The organism is Sphingopyxis sp. Geo48, from assembly GCF_949769155.1.
GTDB lineage: Bacteria > Pseudomonadota > Alphaproteobacteria > Sphingomonadales > Sphingomonadaceae > Sphingopyxis.
Map to the genome: position 1 here is coordinate 122,529 of NZ_CATKPA010000003.1, position 25,730 is coordinate 148,258.

20 protein-coding genes are annotated in these 25,730 nt (G+C 66.2%); 12 read left to right on the plus strand and 8 right to left on the minus strand.

Going from position 1 to position 25,730, the window contains the following annotated elements; all coding sequences use genetic code 11:
* Nucleotides 1-93 precede the first annotated feature (93 nt).
* The 4 genes from QOL79_RS12115 (at nt 94) to holA (ending at nt 4,878) form a co-directional block, all read left to right on the plus strand.
* Nucleotides 94-555, plus strand: coding sequence for a DUF3576 domain-containing protein (locus tag QOL79_RS12115; RefSeq protein WP_204994280.1), 462 nt, complete (start codon nt 94-96; stop codon nt 553-555).
* 48 nt (nt 556-603) lie between these two features.
* The gene (gene leuS / locus QOL79_RS12120; RefSeq protein WP_283419753.1) at nt 604-3,153 is read left to right on the plus strand and encodes a leucine--tRNA ligase; all 2,550 of its coding nucleotides are present in this window, start codon (nt 604-606) and stop codon (nt 3,151-3,153) included.
* Nucleotides 3,153-3,695 carry an LPS assembly lipoprotein LptE gene (gene lptE, locus QOL79_RS12125; protein ID WP_283419754.1) on the plus strand — a complete coding sequence of 181 codons (543 nt, stop codon included), beginning with the start codon at nt 3,153-3,155 and terminating at the stop codon, nt 3,693-3,695. The genes leuS and lptE overlap by 1 nt, the downstream gene beginning before the upstream one ends.
* A gap of 151 nt (nt 3,696-3,846) precedes the next feature.
* The gene (gene holA, locus QOL79_RS12130; RefSeq protein ID WP_283419755.1) at nt 3,847-4,878 is read left to right on the plus strand and encodes a DNA polymerase III subunit delta; all 1,032 of its coding nucleotides are present in this window, start codon (nt 3,847-3,849) and stop codon (nt 4,876-4,878) included.
* Between the two features lie 205 nt (nt 4,879-5,083).
* Here the strand turns inward: holA and QOL79_RS12135 are convergent, their stop codons facing one another.
* From QOL79_RS12135 to QOL79_RS12150, 4 genes are all read right to left on the minus strand, one after another.
* Nucleotides 5,084-7,861: a TonB-dependent receptor gene (locus tag QOL79_RS12135; RefSeq protein ID WP_283419756.1), complete on the minus strand. Its 2,778-nt coding sequence runs from the start codon at nt 7,859-7,861 to the stop codon at nt 5,084-5,086.
* A gap of 158 nt (nt 7,862-8,019) precedes the next feature.
* Entirely contained in the window at nt 8,020-8,730 is a 711-nt protein-coding gene (gene pdeM, locus QOL79_RS12140) for a ligase-associated DNA damage response endonuclease PdeM (protein ID WP_283419757.1), read from the minus strand.
* A gap of 50 nt (nt 8,731-8,780) precedes the next feature.
* Nucleotides 8,781-9,815 carry an aspartyl protease family protein gene (locus tag QOL79_RS12145; protein WP_204994286.1) on the minus strand — a complete coding sequence of 345 codons (1,035 nt, stop codon included), beginning with the start codon at nt 9,813-9,815 and terminating at the stop codon, nt 8,781-8,783.
* A gap of 95 nt (nt 9,816-9,910) precedes the next feature.
* Nucleotides 9,911-12,319 carry a ligase-associated DNA damage response DEXH box helicase gene (locus QOL79_RS12150; protein ID WP_283419758.1) on the minus strand — a complete coding sequence of 803 codons (2,409 nt, stop codon included), beginning with the start codon at nt 12,317-12,319 and terminating at the stop codon, nt 9,911-9,913.
* 531 nt (nt 12,320-12,850) lie between these two features.
* On the opposite strand from QOL79_RS12150, the gene QOL79_RS12155 reads away from it, so the two are divergent.
* The 5 genes from QOL79_RS12155 to QOL79_RS12175 all read left to right on the plus strand — a co-directional run bounded on the left by QOL79_RS12155 (nt 12,851) and on the right by QOL79_RS12175 (nt 16,763).
* A complete protein-coding gene (locus QOL79_RS12155; RefSeq protein ID WP_282949277.1) occupies nt 12,851-13,750 on the plus strand; it encodes an SPFH domain-containing protein in 900 nt (299 codons plus the stop codon).
* 9 nt (nt 13,751-13,759) lie between these two features.
* The gene (locus QOL79_RS12160) at nt 13,760-13,966 is read left to right on the plus strand and encodes a type II toxin-antitoxin system antitoxin (protein WP_283419759.1); all 207 of its coding nucleotides are present in this window, start codon (nt 13,760-13,762) and stop codon (nt 13,964-13,966) included.
* A gap of 1 nt (nt 13,967) precedes the next feature.
* A complete protein-coding gene (locus QOL79_RS12165) occupies nt 13,968-14,210 on the plus strand; it encodes a hypothetical protein (protein WP_283419760.1) in 243 nt (80 codons plus the stop codon).
* An 87-nt stretch (nt 14,211-14,297) separates the two neighbouring features.
* Nucleotides 14,298-14,981 carry a ribulose-phosphate 3-epimerase gene (gene rpe, locus QOL79_RS12170; RefSeq protein ID WP_283419761.1) on the plus strand — a complete coding sequence of 228 codons (684 nt, stop codon included), beginning with the start codon at nt 14,298-14,300 and terminating at the stop codon, nt 14,979-14,981.
* A 3-nt stretch (nt 14,982-14,984) separates the two neighbouring features.
* Nucleotides 14,985-16,763: a heparinase II/III family protein gene (locus QOL79_RS12175; protein ID WP_283419762.1), complete on the plus strand. Its 1,779-nt coding sequence runs from the start codon at nt 14,985-14,987 to the stop codon at nt 16,761-16,763.
* Between the two features lie 333 nt (nt 16,764-17,096).
* Here the strand turns inward: QOL79_RS12175 and QOL79_RS12180 are convergent, their stop codons facing one another.
* A complete protein-coding gene (locus tag QOL79_RS12180; RefSeq protein ID WP_283419763.1) occupies nt 17,097-19,445 on the minus strand; it encodes a TonB-dependent receptor plug domain-containing protein in 2,349 nt (782 codons plus the stop codon).
* A gap of 185 nt (nt 19,446-19,630) precedes the next feature.
* Here QOL79_RS12180 and QOL79_RS12185 point away from each other — a divergent pair, with 185 nt between their 5' ends.
* The 3 genes from QOL79_RS12185 to QOL79_RS12195 all read left to right on the plus strand — a co-directional run bounded on the left by QOL79_RS12185 (nt 19,631) and on the right by QOL79_RS12195 (nt 23,324).
* Nucleotides 19,631-20,656 carry a phytase gene (locus QOL79_RS12185; protein ID WP_283419764.1) on the plus strand — a complete coding sequence of 342 codons (1,026 nt, stop codon included), beginning with the start codon at nt 19,631-19,633 and terminating at the stop codon, nt 20,654-20,656.
* 197 nt (nt 20,657-20,853) lie between these two features.
* A complete protein-coding gene (purH, locus tag QOL79_RS12190) occupies nt 20,854-22,488 on the plus strand; it encodes a bifunctional phosphoribosylaminoimidazolecarboxamide formyltransferase/IMP cyclohydrolase (protein ID WP_283419765.1) in 1,635 nt (544 codons plus the stop codon).
* Between the two features lie 182 nt (nt 22,489-22,670).
* Nucleotides 22,671-23,324 (plus strand): YqaA family protein, encoded by a 654-nt coding sequence (locus QOL79_RS12195; protein WP_282949516.1) that lies wholly within the window; start codon nt 22,671-22,673, stop codon nt 23,322-23,324.
* Between the two features lie 143 nt (nt 23,325-23,467).
* Here QOL79_RS12195 and QOL79_RS12200 read toward each other — a convergent pair whose 3' ends face one another.
* Genes QOL79_RS12200 through QOL79_RS12210 form a run of 3 tightly spaced genes read right to left on the minus strand, consistent with a single transcriptional unit; the run spans nt 23,468 to nt 25,687 of the window.
* Nucleotides 23,468-24,025, minus strand: a complete 558-nt coding sequence (locus QOL79_RS12200) for a VOC family protein (RefSeq protein ID WP_282949283.1) — start codon at nt 24,023-24,025, stop codon at nt 23,468-23,470.
* Nucleotides 24,022-25,110: a 4-hydroxyphenylpyruvate dioxygenase gene (gene hppD, locus QOL79_RS12205; RefSeq protein ID WP_283420009.1), complete on the minus strand. Its 1,089-nt coding sequence runs from the start codon at nt 25,108-25,110 to the stop codon at nt 24,022-24,024. Before hppD ends, QOL79_RS12200 begins: the two co-directional genes overlap by 4 nt.
* Before the next feature lie 58 nt (nt 25,111-25,168).
* The gene (locus QOL79_RS12210) at nt 25,169-25,687 is read right to left on the minus strand and encodes a hypothetical protein (protein ID WP_058454175.1); all 519 of its coding nucleotides are present in this window, start codon (nt 25,685-25,687) and stop codon (nt 25,169-25,171) included.
* Nucleotides 25,688-25,730 lie beyond the last annotated feature (43 nt).

Below are 25,730 nucleotides of genomic sequence, written 5' to 3' on the forward strand. Positions count from 1 at the left end.
GCACGGGAACAAGGGCGATAGAGACGCTTGCAAATTCCGCACGCGTCCGTGCCCCGATCGGGGAGGCGACGCCCAAATATAAGGTGTTCCGGCATGTTCCAGCTTCCCGTCCCTGCCACGTTCGGCCGTCGTCCGGCCGCGCTGGCGCTGCTCGGGCTCGCCGCGCTCGGCCTGTCGGCCTGCGCCGGCAAGGAAAAGCCGAAGGCCGACCTCGCCGCGTCGCAGGTGACGACGATCGGCGTGAACTCCTATCTGTGGCGCGCGTCGCTCGACGCGCTGTCGTTCATGCCGCTGCTCCAGGCCGACTCGTCGGGCGGGGTGATCATCACCGACTGGTACGCCAACCCGTCGAACCCCGGCGAACGGATGAAGGTCACCGTGTCGATCCTCGACCGCGACCTGCGCGCCGATGCGCTGCGTGTCGCGGCATCGCGCCAGGTGTCGCAGGGCGGCGCCTGGGTCGACGCGCCGGTGCAGGCGGCGACGGTGCAGAAGCTCGAGGAAATCATCCTTACCCGCGCCCGCGACCTCCGCCGCTCGGCCATCGAAGGCTAATTCCCGGCGCGGATGCGCGCCGACTGACATCAACGGGGTAACTGACCAATGACCCGCGAAACGCGCTTTGGCGCTCTCGCCGCCGATGCCCGCTGGCAGGCCGCCTGGGACGCCGCGAACAGCTTCGTCACCACCGACAGCGCTGACAAGCCGAAAGCCTATATCCTCGAGATGTTCCCCTATCCCTCGGGGCGCATCCATATGGGCCATGTCCGCAACTATGCGATGGGCGATGTGCTGGCCCGGTTCAAGAAGATGACCGGCCACGATGTGCTTCACCCGATGGGCTGGGACGCCTTTGGCATGCCCGCGGAAAATGCCGCGATGGAAAAGGGCGTCGCGCCGGGCGGCTGGACGCGCGACAATATCGCGTCGATGCGCGCGCAGCTGAAGCGCCTCGGCCTCGCGATCGACTGGAGCCGCGAACTCGCGACCTGCGAACCCGATTATTACGGGCAGGAACAGGCGCTGTTCCTCGACATGCACGCCGCAGGGCTCGTCACGCGCAAGGAAAGCTACGTCAACTGGGATCCGGTCGACATGACCGTGCTCGCGAACGAGCAGGTGATCGACGGCCGCGGCTGGCGCTCGGGCGCGCTCGTCGAGAAGAAGAAATTGTCGCAGTGGTTCCTGAAGATCACCGACTTTGCCGACGAACTGCTCGAAGGGCTGAAGGGCCTCGACCAGTGGCCCGACAAGGTGCGGCTGATGCAGGAAAACTGGATCGGCAAGTCGCAGGGGCTCGAATTCAGCTTCCGCATGGCCGGCGGCGCGCCGGGCTTCGACGTCTTCACGACGCGCCCCGACACGCTCTATGGCGCGAGCTTCGCGGCGATCTCGCCCGACCATCCGCTCGCCGAGAGGCTGGCCAAGGATTCGCCCGAACTGGCCGCGTTCATCGAGCTATGCCGGCGTCAGGGCACCGCCGCCGAACAGCTCGACACCGCAGAGAAGATGGGCTTCGACACCGGCCTGTCGGTCGAGCACCCGCTCGATCCCAACTGGCATATGCCCGTCTGGGTCGTGAACTATGTGCTGATGGACTATGGCACCGGCGCGATCTTCGGCTGCCCGGCGCACGACCAGCGCGACCTTGATTTCTCGCGCAAATACGGCCTGCCCGTCCACCGCGTGATCGCCGACGGCGACGAGACCGGACAGGTCTTCCACGGCGACGAGGCATATGTCGGTCCCGGCAAGCTGGTGAACAGCCATTTCCTCGACGGGATGACGATCGAGGAAGCCAAAGCCGCGATCATCGCGCGCGCGGAGCATGAGGGCTGGGGCAAGGGCACGACCGTGTGGCGCCTGCGCGACTGGGGTGTTTCGCGCCAGCGCTATTGGGGCACGCCGATCCCCTTTATCCATTGCGACGCCTGCGGGCTGGTGCCGGTGCCGAAGAGCGAGCTTCCCGTCGTGCTGCCCGAGGACGCCGATTTCTCGGTTCCCGGCAATCCGCTCGACCGCCATCCGACGTGGAAGCATGTCGCCTGTCCAAGCTGCGGCGGCGAGGCGGTGCGCGAGACCGACACGCTCGACACCTTCGTCGATTCGAGCTGGTATTTCCTGCGCTTCGCCTCGGCGCCCGCGGACAAGCCCTTCGACCCCGATGTCATCCGCCGCTGGCTGCCGGTCGACCAGTATATCGGCGGCATCGAACATGCGATTCTGCACCTGCTCTACGCGCGCTTCTGGACCCGCGCGCTCAAGAAGCTGGGGATGATCGAGATCGCCGAACCGTTCGCCAGCCTGTTCACGCAGGGGATGGTGACGCACGAAACCTACAGCCGCGATCTGGGCGAGGGCCATGCACCGGTCTTCTTCACCCCCGACGAGATCGTCCGCACCGCCGACGGCGCGACGCTGGCGGCCGATGGCGCGCCGGTCGATGTCGGCCGCGTGATCAAGATGTCGAAGTCGAAGAAGAATGTCGTCGATCCCGACGCTATCCTCGACCAATATGGCGCCGACGCCGCGCGCTGGTTCATGCTCTCGGACAGCCCGCCCGAGCGCGACCTGCCGTGGAGCGAGGCCGGGATCGAGGGCGCGTGGCGCTTCGTCCAGCGGCTATGGCGCATCTTTGGCGAGACCGAAAATGCCGGCGACGGCGGCGAGGACAAGGGGCTGGCGCGCAAGCTGCATCAGGCGATCGCCGGCGTGGCAGCCGATATCGAGGCGCTCGGCTTCAACAAGGCGGTCGCGAAGATCCACGCGCTCGCGAACGAGATCGAGAAGGCCCCGCCCTCGGCGACCCGCGCCGAGGCGTGCCGGACGCTGATCCTGCTCGTCGCGCCGATGATGCCGCACCTTGCCGAAGAGGCGTGGGCGGCGCTGCCGGAGGGCCAACGCACGACCGCGATGATCGCCGACGCCGCATGGCCCGCCGCCGATCCCGCGCTGCTCGTCGACGACGAGGTGACGATCGCGATCCAGGTCGCCGGCAAGCTGCGCGACACGATGACGCTCGCGAAGGGGATCGACAAGGGCGCCGCCGAAGCCGCGGCGCTCGCGCGCCCGCGCATCGTAGAGCTGCTTGGCGGGGCCGCGCCGAAGAAGGTGATTGTGGTCCCCGACCGTTTGGTGAATATCGTTCCCTGATGCGCAGCCTTTTCGTCTCCGCCCTTGTCGTAGCCTCGCTCGCCGTTGGCGGCTGCGGCCTGCGCCCGCTCTATGCGAACGGCAGCAAGGGGGCGGTGGCGCAGGTGCTCGCCGACGTCGATGTCGCGCCGATCGAGGGACATTCGGGCTGGCTCGTCCGCAACGCGCTCCGCGACCGGTTGCAGGCGACGCAGGCCGGACATGGCGCGGGCAAACGGCTGCGGCTCGACGTGCGGCTAGAGGATTCGATCACCGGCTTCGGCGTCCGCGCCGACGATGCGGTGACGCGCGAGCGGCGGACGCTGCGCGCGCGCTATCAGCTCGTCAACGCTGCGTCGGGCGAGGTGTTGCTCGACGCGACCGCGGCGCAAGACTCGGGAATCGATGTCGTCGGCAGCGAATATGCGACGATCGCGGCCGAATCGACCGCGCTCGAACGGCTCGCCTCGGGCGTCGCCGACCAGATCGTCGCACGGCTCGCGGTGTTCGCGAACCGCGGCGGCGGCGAGTCCGCCGACCCGCCGGCGGCGCCCGGCGGCTAGGCAGATCAGGGATTAATCCGCTTTCCCGAGCGAAGACGAGGGACTATGCCGAGCGAAGTCGAGGCCGTGCGTTCCGGTTCTCGTCTCGCTCGAACGAGCCCCTCGTCTTCGCTCGGGGATGCGGATAAACTGAGGATTGCCCGGTAATTCCATGAAGAGCGTCAAGCCTGCCGACTTCGAACGCCAGACCCGCCTCGATCCCGCGGTTCGCTTCGCCCTCCTCACCGGTCCCGACGAGGCGACGATGGGCGCGGTGGCGCAGCATCTGATCGGGCTGGCGGGGAAGGACGCCGAACGGCTCGACCTCACCGGTGCGCAGCTTTCGCAGGATCCGTCGTTGCTCGCCGCAGAGGCGGCGTCGATGTCGCTTTTTTCGCCCGCACGCGTGATCCGGCTCGAAATCTCGGGCAGCGGCGACGACAGCCTCGCCGCGGTCGAGGCGCTGCTCGCGGCCGAGACCGTCATCAACCCGGTGATCGCGACCGGCGCATCGATCACCGCCAAGTCGAAGCTCGTCAAACTGGTCGAGGGATCGGACCATGCGGTGGCGGCGATCTGCTACCAGCCCGACCGGCGCGCGCTGATCGGCATCGCGATGGCGGCGGCGCAGGAGCAGGGGCTGCGGCTCGCCAATGCCGAGGCGCAATTGCTCGTCGACCTCGTCTCGGGCGACCAGGCGCTGATGCGCCGCGAGATCGAGAAGATCGCGCTTTTCCTGGACGCCGCGCCCGACCGGCAGCGGCAGGTGACCCCCGCCGACATCGCCGCGCTCGGCGCCGCGACGCACGAGGAGGATGTCAGCGCGTGCATCAACGTCGCCCTCGGCGGCAAGGTGCGCGATCTGCCCGAGATGCTGAGCACCGCGGCGGCGGTCGGCGTCGCCGAGATCCGCATCATCCGCGCGCTCGGCATCCGCGCGATGCAGCTCGCGCGGCTGCGGGCAGAGGTCGACGCCGGCGCGCACCCCGCTACGGTCGTCGCGGCGAAGAGCAGCGGCGTGTTCTGGAAAGAGCGCGACGCGGTGACCGCGCAGCTCCACATCTGGGATTCGGTCCGCGTCGCGCGGCTGATGACGCGGCTGCTCGATTGCGAGCGCGCGCTCAAATCCTCGGGCACCGCGGGCGCGGTGCTGTTCCGCAAGCTGATGACCGACATCGCGCATCAGGCTGCGCGGGCGCGCTGATTATTTCACGCGAAGACGCGAAGACGCGAAGAAGTTGTGTCTGCCGCAAAGCGGCCTTTTCCTGCCGTGTCGCGGGGGACGCGACGACGATCGAATAAGGGGCCTGTCGGCCCGGAATCATGATCTTCGCGTCTTCGCGTGAGACAAAAAGAAACCGCCCGCTCGCGCAAGCGAGCGGGCGGTTACCGTAACCCAATCTACGCGATCAGAACTTGCCGCGCAGCGTCACGCCATAGGTCCGCGGTTCGGCAAGGAACTGCGAGAAGATCTGGCGGCCGCCCGGATATTGCGGGTCGGTGAAAGGCGCGCTGGTCGCACCGGCCTGGAATGGTGAGTTGAAGGCGACCTGGGCATATTGCTTGTTGAAGATATTCTGGCCCCAGAATTCGATGCCCCATTTCTCGTCGGGGCCGCGCAGGCCTATGCGAGCATTGAAGATCGCGTAGCCGTTCTGCTCCTTTTGCGGGAACAGGTCGGACCCGGTATTATAGTCGCTGGTCATGCGGCCATCAACATAGACAAGGCCGGTCAAGCCGCTGCTGCCAATTTCGGGCGTCCAGGTGACGCTGCCGGTTGCTACCAGTTCGGGTGCGTTCGACAGATTGTCGCCCGGCAATTTGCGCAGCGCGGGATCGAGCGGCGTGCCGAGCCGGGTGCCGACCAGATTCTTGCGAAACTTCGTCCTGGAATAGGTCAGACCGGTTGCCACGCGGAAGTTTCTCGCTGGAACGAGCGAGGCTTCGAGTTCGACGCCTTCGGCGCGCACACCCCAACCCACCTTGTCGGGGTCGCACGAACCGGTCGTGGCGCTGGCGTCTCGGTCAGCTCCGGCCAGATCGGCTTCGCAACCGTTGATCGTCTGGACCAGGAAGACTGTGCCGTTGAAGGTGTTGAGCTGGAAATTGCGGAAGTCCGAACGGAAGAGCGTTGCCGACAGGCTGAACGGTCCGGTCGAATATTTGCCGCCGATCTCGTAGTTGTCGACGAGTTCCGGGTCAAACTCGAGATTTCCGACCAACGCCTGCGCACCCGCCTGCGGCGTTGTGCCCGCGGGGAAGCCGAAGGGCAGGAACGGCGCCTTCAGCGCCGTTCGATCGAGGTTGAAGCCCCCAGCCTTATAGCCTCGCGAGAAGCTGGCATAGAGCATCAGGTCGTCGACCGGCTTGTACGACAGGATCGCGGTGCCGGTGAACCGGTCTTCCTTACGGCTGTTATTGATCGAAACGCCGTTGATTTCCGAAGACGTATTGAACACGCAGCCCAGCGCCAGCATCAGCTGCGACAGGCCGCGAGCAGTTGCGTTGGTGCTTTGCAGATTGGGAACCAATAGCCCCTGCATTGTCGGACAGGCGGTGTTGTCGTTGGTGAAGCTGGCCGCCAACTTCTTGCGATCATTGGTGTAGCGCAGGCCCAGCGTCAGATCGAGCTTGTCGGTGATGTGAATGATATTGTGCGTGAAAAGCGCCCAATTCTTGCCGTTCTGGCGATAGATGTCGCCCAGCGAGCCACGATCGCTGATGCTGTCCAGCGCGTCGAGACCGGCAAGCAGGTTATTGCCCAGCCCCGCAGCAGCCCCCCGCCCGGTCGCATTCAAGCAGCCCTGGCTGGTCGGGGAATAGAAAGCAGCAAGCGATGTGCCGCTGATGACGCGGCACGAGGCGAAACGGCCGAACTGGGTACCAAGCCGGGTCGCTTCCCGAATCTGGAGCCGCTCGTCAGCATAGAAGCCACCGACCAGCCAGTCGAGCTTGCCGTCGAAGGCTTCCCCCTGCAGACGCAGTTCCTGAGTGAAGGTATGGAACTGACGATAGGCGTCGTCGCTCGGCGTGCGATAGAGCAGGTCGACCGTCCCATAATCGAGGTCGCCACCTTGGCCGGAGCGATACTCGCGATAGGCGGTGATCGAGGTCAGCGTCGCGCCGCCGAGATCATAGTCGATCTGGCCCGAGAAACCGTAATCCTTCGTCTTGCCGGCATAGCTGCGGCCCGGCGTGACCGACAGCGTTCGATCGTACCCGCGATTGAACGCGGCCAGCGGCTGGCCAAGGTCGCGCAAGACGTTGATGATATTGTTGCCGCTGTCGTTCACGCGAGCCGGGCTCGCACCCGGTTGCAGGATCGGATTGGCCGGATTGTTGAGGTTGCCGATATTGGGGTTGACGCTGCCATCGACATAGACGGCGCCGCAGCATTCCTCGTCGCGATAGGTATAGTCGGCGATCAACCGGATCGACAGCGCGTCGGTCGGCTCGAACAAGAGCTGGCCGCGCAGGAAATAGCGGTCGCGGTTGTTGACGTCGCGGTTGTTGTTCGTGTCGTTGTAGAAGCCGTCGCGCTTTACCCACACGCCGTCGAGGCGCGCGGCGAGCGTGTCGCCGAGCGGGCCGGTGACGCTGCCGGCAAGGCGCCAATAGTCATAATTGCCGTAGGTGATCTCGCCATTGGCGCCGAAATTGAAGTCGGGCTTCTTCGAGTAGATGCTGATCAGACCAGCCGACGAATTGCGGCCGCCGAGCGTGCCCTGCGGGCCGCGCTGGACCTCGATGCGGTCGATTTCGCCAAGTTCGTTGAGGCCGATACCCGAACGCGAGCGATAGACGCCGTCGATGAACACGGGGACCGAGCTTTCGAGGCCGGGGTTGTCGCCGACCGTACCGATGCCGCGAATACGCGCCGAGCCGTTCGCTTCCGAGCCGGTCGAGGAGACGAGCAGCGACGGAGCGACCTGGTTGAGCTGGCGGATGTCGTTCGCACCGCTGTTCTGCAGTGCTTCGGCGTTGACCGCCGAGATCGCGACCGGAACGTCGGACAGAAGCTGTGCGCGGCCTTGCGCGGTCACGACGATCGGCGCGTCGGCGCTGTCGTCGGTGGTGTCGGTGGCATCCTGCGCCAAGGCGGGGACCGAAACGGCCGCTACGGCGATCGATACGCCGAGCGCGCTGCTGCGCAACCAGCGCGCGGCACGAAGGGAAGAAGATTTCATTGCGGGCACTCCTCTCAACATTTCATTATTTTTGTTGCCCGCCGAACATATCGAAATTGACCCGGCGATCCAGCCGGAGGCCTGCATTTGCGTCGTTTTTCGGGGGGTGATGCTTTTTGGTCACAGGCGGGGCAGTGGCGCGCCACACGCTGGACGGGTCAGCGGTGCGCGGCGATCCGGCTTTCCGTAACGTCATTATCGCCCGCGCCGCGGCAGGGAATCGACAGCAAGCGCCCGCGGGCGACGAGCATCGCGCGATAGGGTCCGGGGAAATTGCGGGCGATTGCAGAATCTTCGGCCGCGAGGCCGCCGGTCAGGCTGCCGAAGGCGGGCAGGATCAACCGCTGCGCATCGCCCGCAAAACAGGGGCGCGATACGGGGCGCCCGCGCAGGGTCAGCCGCAGCTTCGGGTGGAAATGCCCCGAGATTTCGGGCCGGGTTTCCTGTGCCTCGCTCTGGTGGCGAAAGACGATCCCGTCCGTCACCAGTTCGTCGGCGACCTCGCCGCCCCACGCGCCGCCCGAAAGGCCGTCGTGATTGCCCGCGATCCAGACGAGCTTCGTCGCCGCCGCATGGCGGAGCAGCCGCCCGGCGACCGCGGGCGCGATGCGCGCGGCGGCGTCGCGGTCGTGGAAGCTGTCGCCAAGGCACCACAGCTGGCGCGCGCCGGTTTCGGCGACCAGCCTGGCCAGCCGGTCGAGCGTGTCGTGGCTGTCGTAAGGGGGCAGCGGCTGGCCGTGCGCGGCGTACCAGCTCGCCTTTTCGAGGTGCAGGTCCGCGACGATCAGTGCGCCGTGCCGCGGCCAGAACAGGGCGCGGTCGGGGAGCATCTGAAAGCTTTGGCCAGCAAAATCGAAAGCGACGGACATCGCCCCGCTATGGCGCCGCTGGCGCGCACGGGCAACTCCCCAGTCCGCGGCTAGCTTCCGCGCACCGCCATATTCGCGGCAAGGCGAAGTTTCGTGTCGCGGCTCGCGCCGTCGGGCAGGTCGAAGACGACGCGCTTGTTCGGGAAGTCGATCTCGACCCTGTCGAACAGCGCGAGGCTGTCCATCCCCAGCAGCAGCGCGGGCCGGTCCTCCAGCCCGAGCGCGCGGAAGGCCTGGCTGTCGGCGAAGCTCACCGGCAGATCGTTGACGTCCATGCCGGTGATCACGATGCGCTTGATCGCCGTGCGCAACGCGGGCACCGCCTCGCCCGACACGGCGTCGAGCGTCGACTCGATGAGCGGCAGCCGGTTCGCGCGGCGGCTCATCACCAGCTTTTGCAGCGCAAGGTTGCCGACGCTCGTCTGCGCGCCGGTGTCGACGATCACGTCGATGCGCTTTCCGTCGAGCCGCGCGTCGGACAGGATCAGCCGCCCGGCCGAATTGCGCGCCATCACGACGATCGCATCGTCGTCGCGGATAAGCGGCCGCGACTGTTTGCGCGTCTCGAGGATCTGCATGCTCTGCTTGCGGAAATCGATCAGGATTCGCCGTTCCTCGAGCATGTCGACGCCGATCAGCCCCGCGGCGCCGATGTGGCGCCCCGAAAAGGCGGGGGCATCGACGGCGGCGAGATGAAGGTCGGCCATCTGCAGCGCGGCGATGCGGTAACTCGCCACCGTTGCGGACCCGCCGATCGTCGCGAGGCGCAGCTTCTCGCCCTCGACCAGCTTCAGCCGCTCGGCGAGCTCGCGCGCGATTACCGTGCGCTCGGCGCCGGTGTCGACGAGAAAGGAAAAGGGCCCCTGACCGCCGACCATGACCTGCACCGCCATTCGCCGTGTCGCGTCGAGGTCGAAGGGCTGGACGATCGGGGTCACGACGACCGGCGGATCGATCGCTGCGCCGGGTGGCACCGCGGGCGCGGCGGCCGGCTCGGCCGGGGCTGGCGTGGGCGACGCGCCGGCCAGCAACGGCGCGGCGAGCAAAAGCGCCCAAGGGACGGACCGCTTCGAAACTTGGGTCATCGCAGGCATCCTCGCTATGTTTTGCGCCAATCTACGCCTCCTTGCCTTTCGCGGCAAGCGAAACGCCGGTTACGATGCCGGGCCGGATCGGGGCGCTAATCGGCGCGCATCGCCGCCTCGGCCAGCGTGTCGGCCAGCTCGCCAAGCAGCGCGTCGTCGAGATCCGATGCCGCGACATTCTCGCGCCCGATCAGCACCAGCACCGGGATCGCGAGCGGGCTGATCCGGTCGAGCCGCTGGTGCACCATCGTCCCCGCCGCGCGGTCGAGCAGGTCGCCGAGCCGCGCGACATCGGTCAGCCGCTCGCGCGCGTCGGCCCAGGCGGCTTCGAGCAAGAGATGGTCGGGTTCGTATTTGCGCAGGACGTCGAAGATCAGGTCGGTCGAAAAGGTCACCTGCTTGCCTGTCTTGCGCTTGCCCGGATGCTGGCGTTCGATGAGGCCCCCGATCACCGCGACCTCGCGAAAGGCGCGTTTGAGGAGGTGCGAGCTTTCGACCCATTCGATGAATTCTTCGGACAATATTTCAGCGTCGAACAGATTTTCGGGATGATCGACCGGGCGCAGCGACCAGATGGCGAGCGCATAGTCGGAGGCGACGAAACCCAGCGGCTGCAAGCCCGCCCGCTCCATCCGCTTGGTGATCAGCATCCCGAGCGACTGGTGCGCGTTCCAGCCCTCGAACGGATAGCAGACAAGATAGTGATGCCCCTCGTGCGGGAAGGTCTCGACGAGCAGTTCGCCGGGGCGCGGCAGCACCGACCGCAATTGCTGCATCTCCAGCCAGAAACGCACATCCTCGGGAAAGCGCCGCCAGCTTGCCGGATCGGCGAGGAAGCCGCGCACCCGCTCGGCGAGCCGTGTCGACAGCGCCATGCGCGCGCCGACGTATGAGGGGATGCGCGCGGGTCGCGTCGTCGCGCGAACAAGCAGATCGGTGTCGCGGATCGCCTCGACCTCGAGGCTGAGGCCTGCGAAGGCAAAGGTGTCGCCGGTCACCAGCGTGCTCGCGAAATATTCCTCGACGCTGCCCAATCTGCGCCCGTTCTTGAAGCGCACGTCGAGCGTCGGGGCATCGACGATGATCCCGGCGTTGAGCCTGTGCTGCGCGGCAAGGCGCGGGTGCGCGATCCGCCAGCCGCCCTGCCCGTCGGGCGCAAGGCGACGGAACCGGTCGTAGCTTTTGAGCGCATAGCCCCCGTCGCGCACGAAGCCGAGCAGGCGGCCGAAGGTCCCGGCATCGACCCAGCGATAGGGCGCCGCGCTGCGGATCTCGGCGAGCAATGCCTCCTCCCTGAACGGCGCTGCGCAGGCGAGCGCCATGACATGCTGCGCGAGCACGTCGAGCGCGCCGGGGCGGAAGCGGTCGGCGTCGCGCTCGCCCGCCTCGACCGCGTCCAACGCCGCGCGCGCTTCCAGATATTCGAAGCGGTTGCCGGGCACGATCAGCGCCCGGCTCGGCTCGTCGAGCCGGTGGTTCGCGCGTCCGATGCGCTGGAGCAGCCGCGACGATCCCTTCGGCGCCCCCATCTGGATCACGCAATCGACGTCGCCCCAGTCGAGCCCGAGGTCGAGGCTCGACGTTGCGACGAGCGCGCGCAGCCGCCCCTCGGCCATCGCGGCTTCGGCGCGCTGGCGCGCCTCGCGGTCGAGGCTGCCGTGGTGGATCGCGATCGGCAGCGACAGATCGTTGACCTTCCACAACTCCTGAAAGATCAGCTCGGCCAGCCCGCGCGTGTTGCAGAAGATGATCGTCGTGCGGTTCGCGGCGACGACGTCCATCACCTGATGCACCGCCCAGCGCCCCGAATGCCCCGCCCATGGCACCGCGCCCGCGGGCAACAATATGTCGATGTCGGGATCGGCGCCTGCCTCACCCTCGACCAGCGTCACCCGGCTCGCATCGGCCTCGGGCGCCAGCCAGCCGCGATACTGGTCGGGATCGGCGATCGTCGCCGACAGTCCGACGCGGCGGAGGCCCGGTGCGATGTGCTGGAGCCGTGCGAGCGCCAGGCTCAGCAGGTCGCCGCGCTTGCCGGGCGCGAAGGCATGAATTTCGTCGATCACCACCGTTTTCAGGTCCGCGAACATCGCGAAGCTGTCGGGATAGGAGAGCAGCAGCGACAAAGATTCGGGCGTCGTCAACAGGATGTTCGGCGGCCGGCTGCGCTGGCGCGCCTTCTTGTCCGAACTCGTATCGCCGCTGCGGCTCTCGACGCTGATATCGAGCTCCATCTCGGCGATCGGGGCGGTGAGATTGCGCTCGACGTCGGCGGCGAGCGCCTTCAGCGGCGACACGTACAGCGTGTGCAGCCGGTCGGAAGGATGGTCGGCCAGATCGACGAGGCTCGGCAGAAACCCCGACAAGGTCTTGCCCGCGCCCGTCGCGGCGACGAGAAGCGCGTGCTCGCCCCGCTGCGCAGCCGCGAGCATGTCGGCCTGATGCCGCCGAAGTCGCCACCCGCGCGCGGCGAACCAGTCGGCAAAGGGGGCGGGGAGGGACATGAGTTGAACGTGGGGCGGGATGGAGGGGCGTGCAATGCTTTCTTGATCGTCGGCAATCGACCGATTGGGGACACGGCGCCCAAGCTAATCCGTTCGCATCGAGCGAAGTCGAGATGCCCCTCGGGCTAGGCGCAAGGCTGCCGGGTGTCTCGACTTCGCTCGACACGAACGGAAATAGGGGACGGTCTGGAATCCACCCCATAGCCGGCACGCCTTCAAATAGGCCTTTCCTACATTATCGGGCTATGCCAGCCTTCTTTCCGCTCTTTCGCTCGGTGGACAAAGGCGGTCGGGCTTGCGGCCGCGGCACGGCGTGCGGGATGGTTCGGCGATCCTGCCGGCCCAAAACGGGGATGCATAAGGCTGAACTTTCCTGAACTTTGAAAAATCCGGGCCGCGGCGAAGAAACAAGGCATGACCGATATCCGCTCTGAAACGGGCATGCGAAGGGCCCCGTGAATCGCGATTGACCGCCACCGAAAACGATATAAATATGATATCATCTTTATATCGACTGATTCGGAGGGAAACATGGTCGAGAGTGCAACGCCGGCGCTGAACCGCAGCCGCGAGACGCGGGCCGCGACGCAGAGCGGTTATCTGATGCTGCTGGTCTGGCTGCTGCTCGCGGGCGTCGCCGCCTGGGCGGTCGTCACCAACATCAACGGCGTCGAGGCCGCCTGGAAATGGGGCGTGCTGATCGCAGCGGCGATCGCGGGCACGGTGATCCTCTGCGGCTTCTATCTGATCAACCCGAACGAGGCGGCGGCGATCCAGCTGTTCGGCGCGTACAAGGGCACCGACCGCGAGGAGGGCCTCCGCTGGGTCCTTCCCTGGCTGACCCGCAAGAAGATCGCGGTGCGCGCGAACAACGTCATATCCGACAAGATCAAGGTCAACGACCTGCGCGGCAACCCGATCGAAATGGCGGCGCAGGTCGTGTGGCGCGTCACCGACACCGCGCAGGCGCTGTTCGACGTCGAGGATTACAAGGAATTCGTGATGGCGCAGATCGAGGCCGCGGTGCGCTCGATCGGCTCGCGCTACCCCTATGACGACATCGAGCATCAGGAAATCACCTTGCGCGGCAATCACGACGAGGTCGGGATCGAGCTCAGGAAGGCGCTGATCGAGCGGCTCGAGGTTGCGGGGATCACCGTCGACGAATGCGGGCTGACGCACCTCGCCTATGCGCAGGAGATCGCTGGCGCGATGCTCCGCCGTCAGCAGGCCGAGGCCGTCATCGCCGCCCGCAAGAAGCTGGTCGAGGGCGCGGTGACGATGGTCGAGATGGCGCTGACCCAATTGTCGGAAAAGGACGTCGTCCACCTCGACGACGAGCGCAAGGCGGCGATGGTGTCGAACCTGATGGTCGTCCTCTGCGGCGAGCGCGACACCCAGCCCGTCGTCAACACCGGGTCGCTCTACTGAGTTCGTCCGGTGGCTGCGTCGTCCAAGAAAGCCTTTGCCCTCCGTCTCGATCCGGCGCTCTACGCCGCGATCGAGCGGCTGGCCGCGGCCGAGCTGCGCAGCGCCAATGCCGAGATCGAAATATTGCTGCGCGAGGCGCTTACGCGCCGCGGCGTCGGCGTCAAACCTTCGCAAGCCCTGAAACGCGGCCGGCCGCCGAAGACGGAGGAGAGCTGACATGCTGCATCTTTTGCGGGGCGATCGCCCATGGTTCCGCCCGAAGCGCCACGGCTACGGCACCGGCCTGCCGATCGCCTGGCAGGGCTGGGTGATGCTGCTCGTCCATATCGCGCTGATCACCGGCGTGACGGTATTGCTGCGCGAGCGGCCGTGGATGATGACGATCGCGGTCATACTCGCAGCACTCGCCCCGATGCCTCTCTACAGGGCCAAAACCGAGGGCGGCTGGCGCTGGCGCTAGACCTCCGCAAGTTTATTTGTGGACACCGCGCGCTGGCGACGCCCCCGCGCTTGCCCCGCCACTTCTAGACGGTTAAGGCCGGTCCCCATGACCGCCGCCCCCATGAGCACAGAAGCGCCTCCCGTCCGCATCGCCCCGTCGATCCTCAGCGCCGATTTCGCGCGGCTGGGCGAAGAGGTTCGCGCGATCGAGGAAGCGGGCGCCGACTGGGTGCATATCGATGTGATGGACGGCCATTTTGTGCCGAATCTGACGATCGGCCCGATGGTCGTGAAGGCGCTGCGCCCGCATTCGACCCTGCCCTTCGACGTCCATCTGATGATCAGCCCGGTCGATCATTTCCTCGACGCCTTTGCCGCTGCCGGCGCCGACATCATCACCGTCCATCCCGAAGCCGGCCCGCACATCCACCGCAGCGTCCAGCACATCAAGTCGCTCGGCAAGCAGGCAGGGGTCTCGCTCAATCCCGCAACGCCCGCGAAGATGCTCGACTATCTGATCGACGATATCGACCTTGTCCTGATCATGAGCGTCAATCCGGGCTTTGGCGGCCAGAGCTTCATTGCTAGCCAGCTCCGCAAGATCGAGGCGGTGCGCAAGATGATCGACAAATCGGGCCGCGACATCCGGCTCGAGGTTGACGGCGGCATCGATGTCGCGACCGCGCCGCAGGCGATCGCCGCGGGCGCCGATGTCCTTGTCGCCGGCACCGCGACCTTCAAGGGCGGGCCCGACGCCTACGCCGACAATATCCGCCGCCTGCGCGGCTGATCGATGGAGGGGAGACCATTGACCTCTGCCCCGTCCAGCCCGATTCCCGACGCCGGCGAAGACGCGCCGCCCATCGACGACAGCATCGAACCGGGCAAGCGGCTGATCCGCCTGCCCGACGACAAGGGGCTGTCGCTTGGCGACCGGGTTGCCAACTACGTCACTCGCCTCACCTGGCGCACCCCGCTGCACGCCTTCCGCCTGAAGGGCCGCTTTCCCCTGAAGCTGCTCGGCGTCCCCGCCGATCCCGTGCCCGGCGACATGCGCGCGGGGACCGCGATCCGCGCCGGACATTTCATGCATCGCGGGCTGAAGCTCTCGCTCGGCGATCTCGACTTTGCCGCGCTCGACGTTTCGCCGCCCTTCGCCGACTATCTGCACAGCTTCGCCTGGCTGCGTGACCTCGCGGCCACCGGCACCCGCGCCGACGGCGCCCCGATCGCCGAGGCGGTCGTGCGCCACTGGCTCGCGGTGCATGGCGAGGCGGTGAGCGAGCCCGCCTGGAAAGCCGACAACACCGGCTGGCGCATCCTCTTCTGGGCCGCGCACGCGCCGCTGATCCTGTCGTCGAGCGACCTCGTCTATCGCTCGGCGGTGCTCAACCATCTCGCGCGCGCCGCGCGCCATCTCGACCGTGTCGCCGACAAGACGCGTCCCGGCACCGGACAGCTCGTCGCGTGGATCGGCATCGTCGCCGCCTCGCTCCTCATGCCCGGCGGCGAGCCGCGTCAGGTGTTCGGCGAGGCGGGGTTGCGCAAGGTCATCGAGACCAGCTTCTACGCCGACGGCGGCAACATCGCGCGCGCGCCGCAGGCGCAGCTCGACGCGATCATGGCGCTGTCGATGCTCGCGCGCATCTACGACATGCGCCGCATGGAGGTCCCGCCCTTCCTGCAGGAGGCGCTTGCCCGCACCGTTCCGGCGCTGCTCGGCCTCGTCCACGCCGATGGCGGCATGGGCAGTTGGCAGGGCAGCGGTGCGACCTCGGCGCTCAACATCCAATATGTCGTCGCCGCAAGCGGGGTGCGCACGCGTCCGCTCAAGCAGGCCCGCGACTGGGGCTATCAACGGATGGTCGCAAACCGCGTCGTCCTGCTCGCCGACGCCGCGCCGCCGCCGATCGCCCGCGTGACCGAGGCGGGCTGCGCCTCGACCCTTGCCTTCGAGCTCAGCGACGGCGACGAGCGCATCGTCGTCAATTGCGGCGGCGCCGCGCTCACCGGCGCAACGATCCCCGCCGACCTCGCGCGCGGCCTGCGCACCACCGCGGCGCATTCGACGCTGACGATCGGCGACACAAATTCGACCGCGATCCTTGCGAGCGGCCTGCTCGGCCGCGGGGTGACCGAGGTCGAACTCGACCGGCGCGAGACGCCGCAGGGCAGCCGGCTCGAGATGAGCCACGACGGCTATGCGCGCCGCCACGGGCTGGTCCACCGCCGCCTCCTGATCCTGTCGCCGAACGGGCGCGAGCTGCGCGGCGAAGACATGCTGCTCCCGGCCCCGCGTACCCGGCGCAAGGGCGACAAGCCCTATACGCTGCGCTTCCACCTCGGCCGCAACATCTCGGCCAGCCTGACCGCCGACAAGCTCGGCGCGCTGCTGCGCATCAGCGGCGGGCCGCTGTGGCAGTTCCGCACCTCCGAAGGCACGCTCGACGTCGAGGAGAGCCTATGGGTCGACGGCGACGGCCGCCCGCACCCGACCGAACAGCTCGTCGTCACCGGCATCGCGCCGGCGGGCGGCGCGAGCATCGGCTGGATCTTCAAGCATATCGGATAGGGAATCGCGTCGGCGATCGGCCGATAGCGGCCTTGGTGATTCCCGGCGAAAGCCGGGATCCAGACAACGAGCGCTGCGCTTGCTTCATGGGCCCCGGCTTTCGCCGGGGTGCACATTACAACTGCAAGCGACCGGTAGTCGCCGCACGTTTTCCTATTTTGTCATCCCCGCGAAAGCGGGGACGTGCGTGGGCTGGTCCCACACTGGGTTCCCGCTTTCGCGGGAATGACAAGGGTGGAGTGCTAACGTCCGCTCCCCACCCCCAAGCAGACAATCGGCCCATTCGAATCCTGCGGCCGACGCCCCGCAAGCGAGCGCCGGCCGCCGGACCTTCTAGAAAGCGTAGCGCGCCATCAGCTGGAACACCGGCCCGGCCTTCTCGCGCTCCAATTCATATTCGTCGAAGTTGCGATCGACCTGATCCTCGACCGTCGTGAACTTGTTGAAGCGTTCGCGCTTCGCGCCGTTCAGCAGGTTCTGCCCGACGGCGCGGATCGTGAAGCTCTTCCCGAAGCGCTTTTCGACGAAGATTTCGAGGTCGGCGCCATAGGTGGTGAACACCTCCTCGCCGACGGTGCGGTCGAACGCCCCGCCCTGCTTGCGATAGGTCGCGCCAAACGCCGCGCCGATCGACTTGACGTCCTGGATCAGGCCGAAGTTATAAACATATTTGCTCTGGCCATTGAAGCGGCGCTTGCCGAATTCGTCGGTGATCTTGCTGTCGAGCCACGAGACGTTGCCGAAGATGCCGGTGTCGGGCAGCCCGACGAAGCCGAGGTCGGTCGACAGGTCGAATTCGACACCATAAACCTTGCCGTCGCCGATGTTCTGCGGCTGATAGACAAAGGTGCCCGGCCCTTCCGATCCCTCTTCGCCGGTGTTGGTGAGCTCGATCAGGTCGTTCACCTTGCGGTAGAAAAAGTTGATCCCCGCGATGCCCGAACGGCCGAGACGCTGTTCGTAGCCGACATCGAAACCCCAGGCGGTTTCGGGATCGAGCAGCGGGTTGCCGAGGAGATCGTTGTCGCCCAGCTCGGCTTCGAGCGTGGCGGGCGAGAGAAAATTGAACTCGGGGCGGCGGCTCGTCCGCGCCGCCGATGCGATGATGCGGCCGCGCGGACCGACGTCGATCTTGACCGATGCCGAGGGAAGCAGCTTCTCATAGTCGTTGGTGAAGCGCTGCAGCGCCGCGGGCACGGTCAGGTCGTCGATGGTGAGGTCGGTCGTCTCGTAGCGAACCCCGGCCTCCCACTTCACGCCCGGCATGTCGCCCTCGACAAGGACGAAGCCGTCGAGGCGCTTTTCCTCGATCATGTTCACCCCGCCCACCGCGGGCACGAAGGCGCCGAAGGTGCGGACGAATTCGGTCGGGTTGCGCGCGAACTGGTCATAGCCCTGACGGTCGGCGGCGGTCAGATTGTAGCGGTCGCGCGGCGCCTCGGTGATCGACGTGTCGCGGTCCTTGTCCTGCCAGAAGCCGCCGAAAACCAGCTTCGCGGTGTCGCCCAGCTCGACCTCGTGCTCGAGCCGCACCGAAAACTCCTTGTCGGTGATGCCGGTGCGCGTCTGGTCGCCGGTAAAGCGCGGCAGCGTGCGATCGAATTCGACCTCATATTCGGTCTCGAAGCGATCCTCGTCGAAATAGGCGTACCCGACCTTCAGGCTCGTCTCGCCCGCCGACCAGCGATGCGCGAGCTTGCCGTTCACGCTGTAATTGTCCTGATTGATCTTTGCGATATTGGCGTTGTCGACGGTCAGATTGCCCGGCGGCGTCGCGCGGACCGGACCGTTGACGGCGGTCGGATCATTATATTCGAAGCTGCGCTCGTCTTCGGTGCGGTCGGTATGAACATAGAAGCCGTTCACCGAGAAATCGGTGGTATCGCCCTTGATGTCATACGTCGCGTTGAACGAATAGTCCTTGCCGTCGCGCGTGTCGCGCTGGTCTTCGCGGTTGTCGAAATCGTCGGTCGCGAAATCGGGGTTGTTCTCGGGCGAATCGCCATAGCGCAGCGACAGCTTCTTCTTCGGGTTGTGGCGACCCTGGAAATTGCCGCCGAGCAGGAAGCGGCCGGGGCCGAGCGCGCCGCCGACCACACCGCCGAGGCTGGGTTCGAGTTCATTGTCGTCGAACAGCAGCCCGCCCGCCCGGAGATAGCCGCCGTCGAGCTCGTAACCGTCGCGCAGCTTGATGTTGAGCGTGCCCGCCACCGCGTCCCCGGTCCGGCGCGCCGACGACGAGCGGACGATCTCGACGCGGTCGATCAGTTCGGCGGGGATGCGGTCGAGGAAGAAGCTGCGGTCGGCGTTCGACCCCGGCACCTTCTCCCCGTTGATCAGGATCTGCGTGTAGCCCGGCGGCAGGCCGCGCAGCCGCGCGCCGTCGCTTTCGATGACGTCGGAGAGGAAGGTCACCGACGGCACCCGCTTCAGCGCGTCGCCCGCGGTCAGCGGCTCGAAGCGCTGGAAAAACTCGCTGTCATAAGAAACGACCGGCTCGGCCCCACTCTCGCTGCGGTTGCGATAGCCGATACCGCCGAGAACGACGATTTCCTGCGACGTCGTAATCGTCCCATCCTCGTTCTGGACCGGCGCGGCATCCTGCGCAGCGGCGGGGCTGGCAACGAGCGCAGCGACGATCGCGAGCGTTGCGGCGGAATGCAGGCGGAAAGGTCGAATCATGGATGGGGCCCCCTTGTTTGCGTTGCAGGGGCCTCTAGGGGCGGGGTGTGACAGTTTGCGGCGACAAAGATGACGCTTCGATGACGCTTAAGTGACCGAGATATTGTGGGATTGACGCGCTGCCGCTTTACTGGAACGGGGCGCGGCCTAGGCGCTTTCGGCGCACAGCAACAGGGGGAAATCGCGTGGCCCGAACCGATCGTTGGAAGCTGCTGACTTTGCTCGCCTTTACATCGACGTTGACCGCGTGCGCCGGAATGCAGGCACCCGCCATCTCCGGGCTGCCGCCGGTGCAGGTCGCCGCGGGCGGCGAGACCGCGCCGGTCGGAACGGGCAAAGCCGACGCGGCCGACGATCCGGCGATCTGGATCGATCCCGCGAACCCCAACCGCGCGCTGATCGTCGCGACCGACAAGAAGGCCGGGCTTCACGTCTATGACCTGGCGGGCAAGGACATAGCCTTCGCGCAGGCGGGGCTCGTCAACAATGTCGACGTCGCGGGCAACATCATCGTCGCAAGCGACCGCAACGACGGAGTGAACGCGCATCTCGCGCTGTTCCGCCTCGACGCCGACAAGCCCGCGATCGTCTCGCTCGGCCGCGCCGCGGCGGGCGTGGGCGAGGCCTATGGCCTTTGCCTGAAGAAGAGCGCGCCGGGCGAACCGATCACCGCCGCGCTGATCGTCAAGGACGGCACGGTACGCGTCGGCACGCTGACCGCCGAGGGCACGCCGACCTTTGCGGTCCGGTGGGAGTACAAGATCCCGACCCAGTCCGAAGGCTGCGTCTTCGACGGCGACACGCTTTACGTGGGCGAGGAAGACGCCGGCATCTGGCAACTCGTGCAAAGCGGCACCACCGCCACCGCACGCCTCGTCGCGCCGGTCGACAACCAGCGCCTGGTCGCCGACGTCGAGGGTCTGGCGACGATCGATCACAAGGGCCAGCGCTACCTCATCGCGTCGAGCCAGGGCGACAACGCCTATGCGGTCTTCAAGCTTCCGGGGATGGACTATGTCGGCCGCTTTGCGGTCGCCGCGGGCCAGTATGGCGCGACGAGCGAGACCGACGGGATCGAGGCGGTCGCGGGCAATTTCGGCCCCGCCTATCCCGATGGCATTTTCCTCGCGCAGGACGGCGACAACGCCCCCAAGGCGCAGAATTTCAAGCTTGTGCGCTGGGACCGGATCGCGGCGGCACTCGGGCTGTAGCTTCGGACGACACGGACTCTGTGCGCCTCTACGAAGGCAGGGGCGCATCTCCGGTGGGTGCAAGGTAGAACTGGTGTGAGATGGGTCACTCCTTCGCGGGGACGCGATGCGTTTATCGGCCAACGCGGCTTGCGATAGCGGGCGCACCCGCCTAGGGCGTCCGCGTCTTTCCTGTCTCGCAAAGGCCGCCCCTTCCCATGACCGATCTGATTCCCGTCCGCCGCGCGCTTCTCTCCGTCAGCGACAAGGCGGGGCTTGCCGAGCTTGCCGCCGCGCTGGTCAAGCATGGCGTCGAGCTGGTGTCGACCGGCGGCACCGCAAAGGCGCTGCGCGAGGCGGGGCATGCCGTTCTCGACGTCTCCGACCTCACGGGCTTTCCCGAGATGATGGACGGCCGCGTCAAGACGCTGCACCCGACGGTTCACGGCGGCATCCTCGCGGTCCGCGACGATGCGGCGCATGTCGCCTCGATGGAGGCGCATGGGATCGGCGGCATCGACCTCGTCGTGGTCAACCTCTACCCCTTCCTCCAGACGGTGACGAGCGGCGCCGACCGCGACACGATCATCGAGAATATCGACATCGGCGGCCCGGCGATGGTGCGCTCGTCGGCGAAGAACCACGCTTTCGTCGGCATCGTCACCGAACCCGAGGATTATGCCGCGGTCATCGCCGAGATGGACGCCAATGGCGGCGCGACGACGCTCGCGCTGCGCAAGCGCCTCGCTGCGACCGCTTTCGCGCACACCGCAACCTATGACAGCATGATCGCGCAATGGTTCGCCTTCGCCGATCAGGGCAAATTCTTCCCCGACACGCTGCCGCTGACCACCAGGCTCGCGAGCGAACTGCGCTATGGCGAGAACCCGCACCAGAAGGCCGCGCTCTACCTCCCCGTCGGCCCCGCAGCGCGCGGCATCGCACAGGCCGAACAGGTGCAGGGCAAGGAGCTTTCCTACAACAACATCAACGACGCCGACGCCGCGCTCGAACTCGTCGCGGAATTTCGCGACGCCGATCCGACCTGCGTCATCGTCAAGCACGCCAATCCCTGCGGCGTCGCGACCGCGGCGACGATCGCCGAGGCCTATGACGCGGCGCTGAAGTGCGACGATGTCTCGGCCTTCGGCGGCATCATCGCGGTCAACCGGCCGCTCGACGGCGCGACCGCCAAACTGATCAGCACCATCTTCACCGAAGTCGTCTGCGCGCCCGACGCCGACGCCGACGCGCGCGCGGTGTTCGCGAAGAAGAAGAACCTCCGCCTACTGCTCACCGGCGAACTGCCCGATCCGGCGCGCGGCGGCCTCATGATGAAGACCATCGCCGGCGGCTGGCTCGCGCAGAGCCGCGACAATGGGCGTATTTGCCCTCCCGGACGTTTGCCGCGAGTTTCGCGTGATGTTAGCATCGGCAGCGAACTTCATTTGGTGACCGAACGCGAACCCACCGAAGAAGAACTCGCTGATGCCGTATTCGCCTGGACGATCGCCAAGCATGTGAAGTCGAACGCGATCGTTTATGCCAAGGGCGGATCGACCGCGGGCATCGGCGCCGGGCAGATGAACCGCCGCGACAGCGCACGCATCGCCGCGGTGAAGGCGCGCGAAGCGGCCGAGAGCCATGGCTGGGCGCAGCCGCGCACCGTCGGCAGCGCGGTCGCGAGCGATGCCTTCTTCCCCTTCGCCGACGGCCTGCTCGCGGCGGTCGAGGCCGGCGCGACCTGCGTGATCCAGCCGGGCGGCTCGATCCGCGACGACGAAGTGATCGCGGCGGCGAACGAGGCGGGGCTGGCGATGGTGTTCACCGGGATGCGGCACTTCCGCCACTGATGTGCCTGTTCCCCGGCGAAAGCCGGGGTCCATGTCGTTCGGTGCCGCATGGATCCCGGCTTTCGCCGGGAAACAGCTTCGGCGCGTCTCGACTTCGCGCGACACGAACGGCATAGGGAGGCGGTGGTCATCCTGACCCGACGACAAGGACCTGCATGACCGCCACCGCCCATCGCCCCGGCCTGATCCAGCGGCTCTACATCTGGACGATGGAGAAATCGGCGCATCCGCACGCCGAGTATTGGCTGGCGCTGGTGTCGTTCGTCGAGGCCAGCTTCTTCCCGATCCCGCCGCATCCGCTGCTCGGGCTGATGTGCCTCGCGAACCCGAAGAAGGCGGTGCGCTACGCGATCATCTGCACGCTCGCGTCGGTCGCGGGCGGGATGCTCGGCTATTCGATCGGCTATTTCCTCTATGAAAGCGTCGGGCTGTGGCTGCTCGGGGTGCTCGGGCTCACCGACGCCTTTCCGCCGGCCGCCTGTTATCTGCGCGAATTCGGCGCCGAAATCATCTTGATCAAGGGCGCGACGCCGATCCCGTTCAAGCTGCTGACGATCACCGCCGGCTTCATCCACATGAATTTCTGGACTTTCCTGTGGGCGAGCCTCGCCAGCCGGGCCTTTTCGTTCATGCTCGTCGGAATCCTGTTCCGGCTGTTCGGGGCACCGATCAAGGCGTTCATCGACAAATATCTGATCTGGGTCACCGGCGCCTTCCTCGTCGCCGTGGTCGCGGGGTTCCTCGCGATCGGCGCGCTGTCGGGCGACAAGGGTGAGAAAAAGGTCGACAAATGCAGCGGCGCGACGCTGGAAAGCATCGGGCTCGACCGGGAGTAAGAACAGGCTGGCAGCGGTGAGCCCGCCCCTCTTTCTCGTCACCCCGGACTCGATCCGGGGTCAATTTACGCCAGCGTAGGAGCCATGGATCCCGGATCAAGTCCGGGATGACGAAAGAGGAAAACTCCGCTTCTCTGCGAAGTCTATTCGTTCGCCGCCGCGTGCAGCCAATCCGCGTGGCGCGGAGCCTTCTTGGTCTGGCTCCATTCCTCGAGCATCAGCGGCGCGACGCGCTTCAGTTCGGCATATTGCTCGTCGGTGCCGATGTCGCACGCGAGTTCCACCCGGTGCCCGTTGGGGTCGAAGAAGTAGATCGACTTGAAGATGCCGTGGTGCGTCGGCCCAAGCACGTCGATGCCGTTCGCGGTCAGATGCGCTTTCGCCGCGACCAGTTCGTCATAGCTGCCGACCTTGAACGCCAGATGCTGGACCCACTTCGGCGTATTCTCGTCGCGCCCCATGTCGGGCTGGTTCGGAAGCTCGAAAAAGGCCAGGATGTTGCCGTTACCCGCGTCGAGGAAGACGTGCATGTACGGGTCATATTCGCCCGTCGACGGCACATGATCCTCGGCAAAGGCTGTGGTATAGGTCATGCCGAGCATGGCCTCGTACCACTCGACCGTCTCCTTCGCGTCCTTGCAGCGATAGGCGGCGTGGTGGACGCCGCCCAGTTTGATCGGGCTTTTGGTCGGACTCGTCATTCGGCGGGTTCCTCGACGTTGAGCGCGCCGCGACGGATCTGGTCCATTTCCATCGATTTGAACAGCGCGGTGAAATTGCCCTCGCCGAAACCCTCGTCCTTCTTGCGCTGGATGAATTCGAAGAAGACCGGGCCGATGACGGTCTGGCCGAAGATCTGGAGGAGCAGGCGCGGGTCGCCGTCCTGGGTCGATCCGTCGAGCAGGATGCCGCGCGACTGGAGTTCCTCGACCGGCTCCCCATGACCCGGCAGGCGGTCGGCCAGCATCTCGTAATAGGTCGCGGGGGGTGCCGGAGCGAACGGGTTGCCGAGAGCCTTGAGCTTGTCCCACGCCGCGTAAAGATCGTCGCACGCGAACGCGATATGCTGGATGCCCTCGCCATTATAGGCGCGCAGATATTCCTCGATCTGGCCCCCGCCGCCCGCGCCCTCTTCGTTGAGCGGGATGCGGATCTTGCCGTCGGGCGCGGTCATCGCCTTCGAGGTCAGGCCGGTATATTCGCCCTTGATGTCGAAATAGCGGATTTCGCGGAAGCCCGCGATGCGCTCGTAGAAGGCGGCCCAATGCGCCATGCGGCCGCCGTAAACATTGTGGGTCAGGTGATCGATCACCTTCAGCCCGGCGCCCTCGGGATGACGATCGATACCCTCCTCATAGACGAAATCAATGTCGTAAATGCTGAGGTCGTCGCCATACCGGTCGATGAGGTAGATGATCGAGCCGCCGATGCCGCGAATCGCGGGCAGGCGAAGCTCCATCGGTCCGGTCTTGCCCTCAACGGGCTCGGCGCCGCGCGCGATGGCTTCTTCATAGGCCTTTGCGGCGTCGCGCACGCGCCAGCCCATGCCGCATGCCGACGGACCATGTTCGGCGGCGAAATAGGCTGCGGGCGATTTCGGTTCGTAATTGGCGATCAGATTGATGCCGCCCTGCCGCCACAGCTGGACATCCTTGGAGCGGTGGCGCGCGATCAGCGTGAAGCCCATGCGTTCGAAAACGGGCTCGAGAATGCCCTTATCGGGCGCCGAGAATTCGACGAACTCGAAGCCATCGAGGCCCAGCGGGTTTTCGAACAGGTCGGCCATGGCAATCAATCCCATCTAGTTTCAATTGAAACTATTATCGCCATATCGCCCCGGCAAGTCAAGGCTGGGCCGATGCCGGCCCATCATAGGTGAAGCCACCTCGCTGCCTCACACGCGGGCCGATCTGGGCGGCCTGCCCGATCCGTATCTGGACCTGGTAATAATATTTGTCGGTCGGCTTTCCACTGTCATCGAAAAAGGCGATCTTCACCCGCTGCGCGACGCCACGCACCATGATTGTCCGGCCCTTGAAGCGTTTCTCCGCCGCCGCCAGCCCCTCGCCTTCGGCGAGCTCTGCCATCACCGCTGCGGGGATTGCGATGGTAAGGCAGTTGCGGTCGCGATAATCGGTTTCGGAATTGAGGTAGTAGATACCCTTCTGCTCGCCAACCGCTTTCACTTCCATCCGGAAGGTGCCGGCGATCCCGGCTTTCGGCGCCAGATAGGAGGCATAGGTCACCGCCTCGACCGGCGAGATGCAATCGTCGCTGCAAGTGATCGGCCGCGGCGCAGTCGTCACCGGGGGCGGAACCTTGGCGACGGGATTGGCGGCCAGCAACAGGGTCGCAAGAAACATCGGGGCTCTTCCTCCATGATTCGATCCCGGAACGGACCGTCAT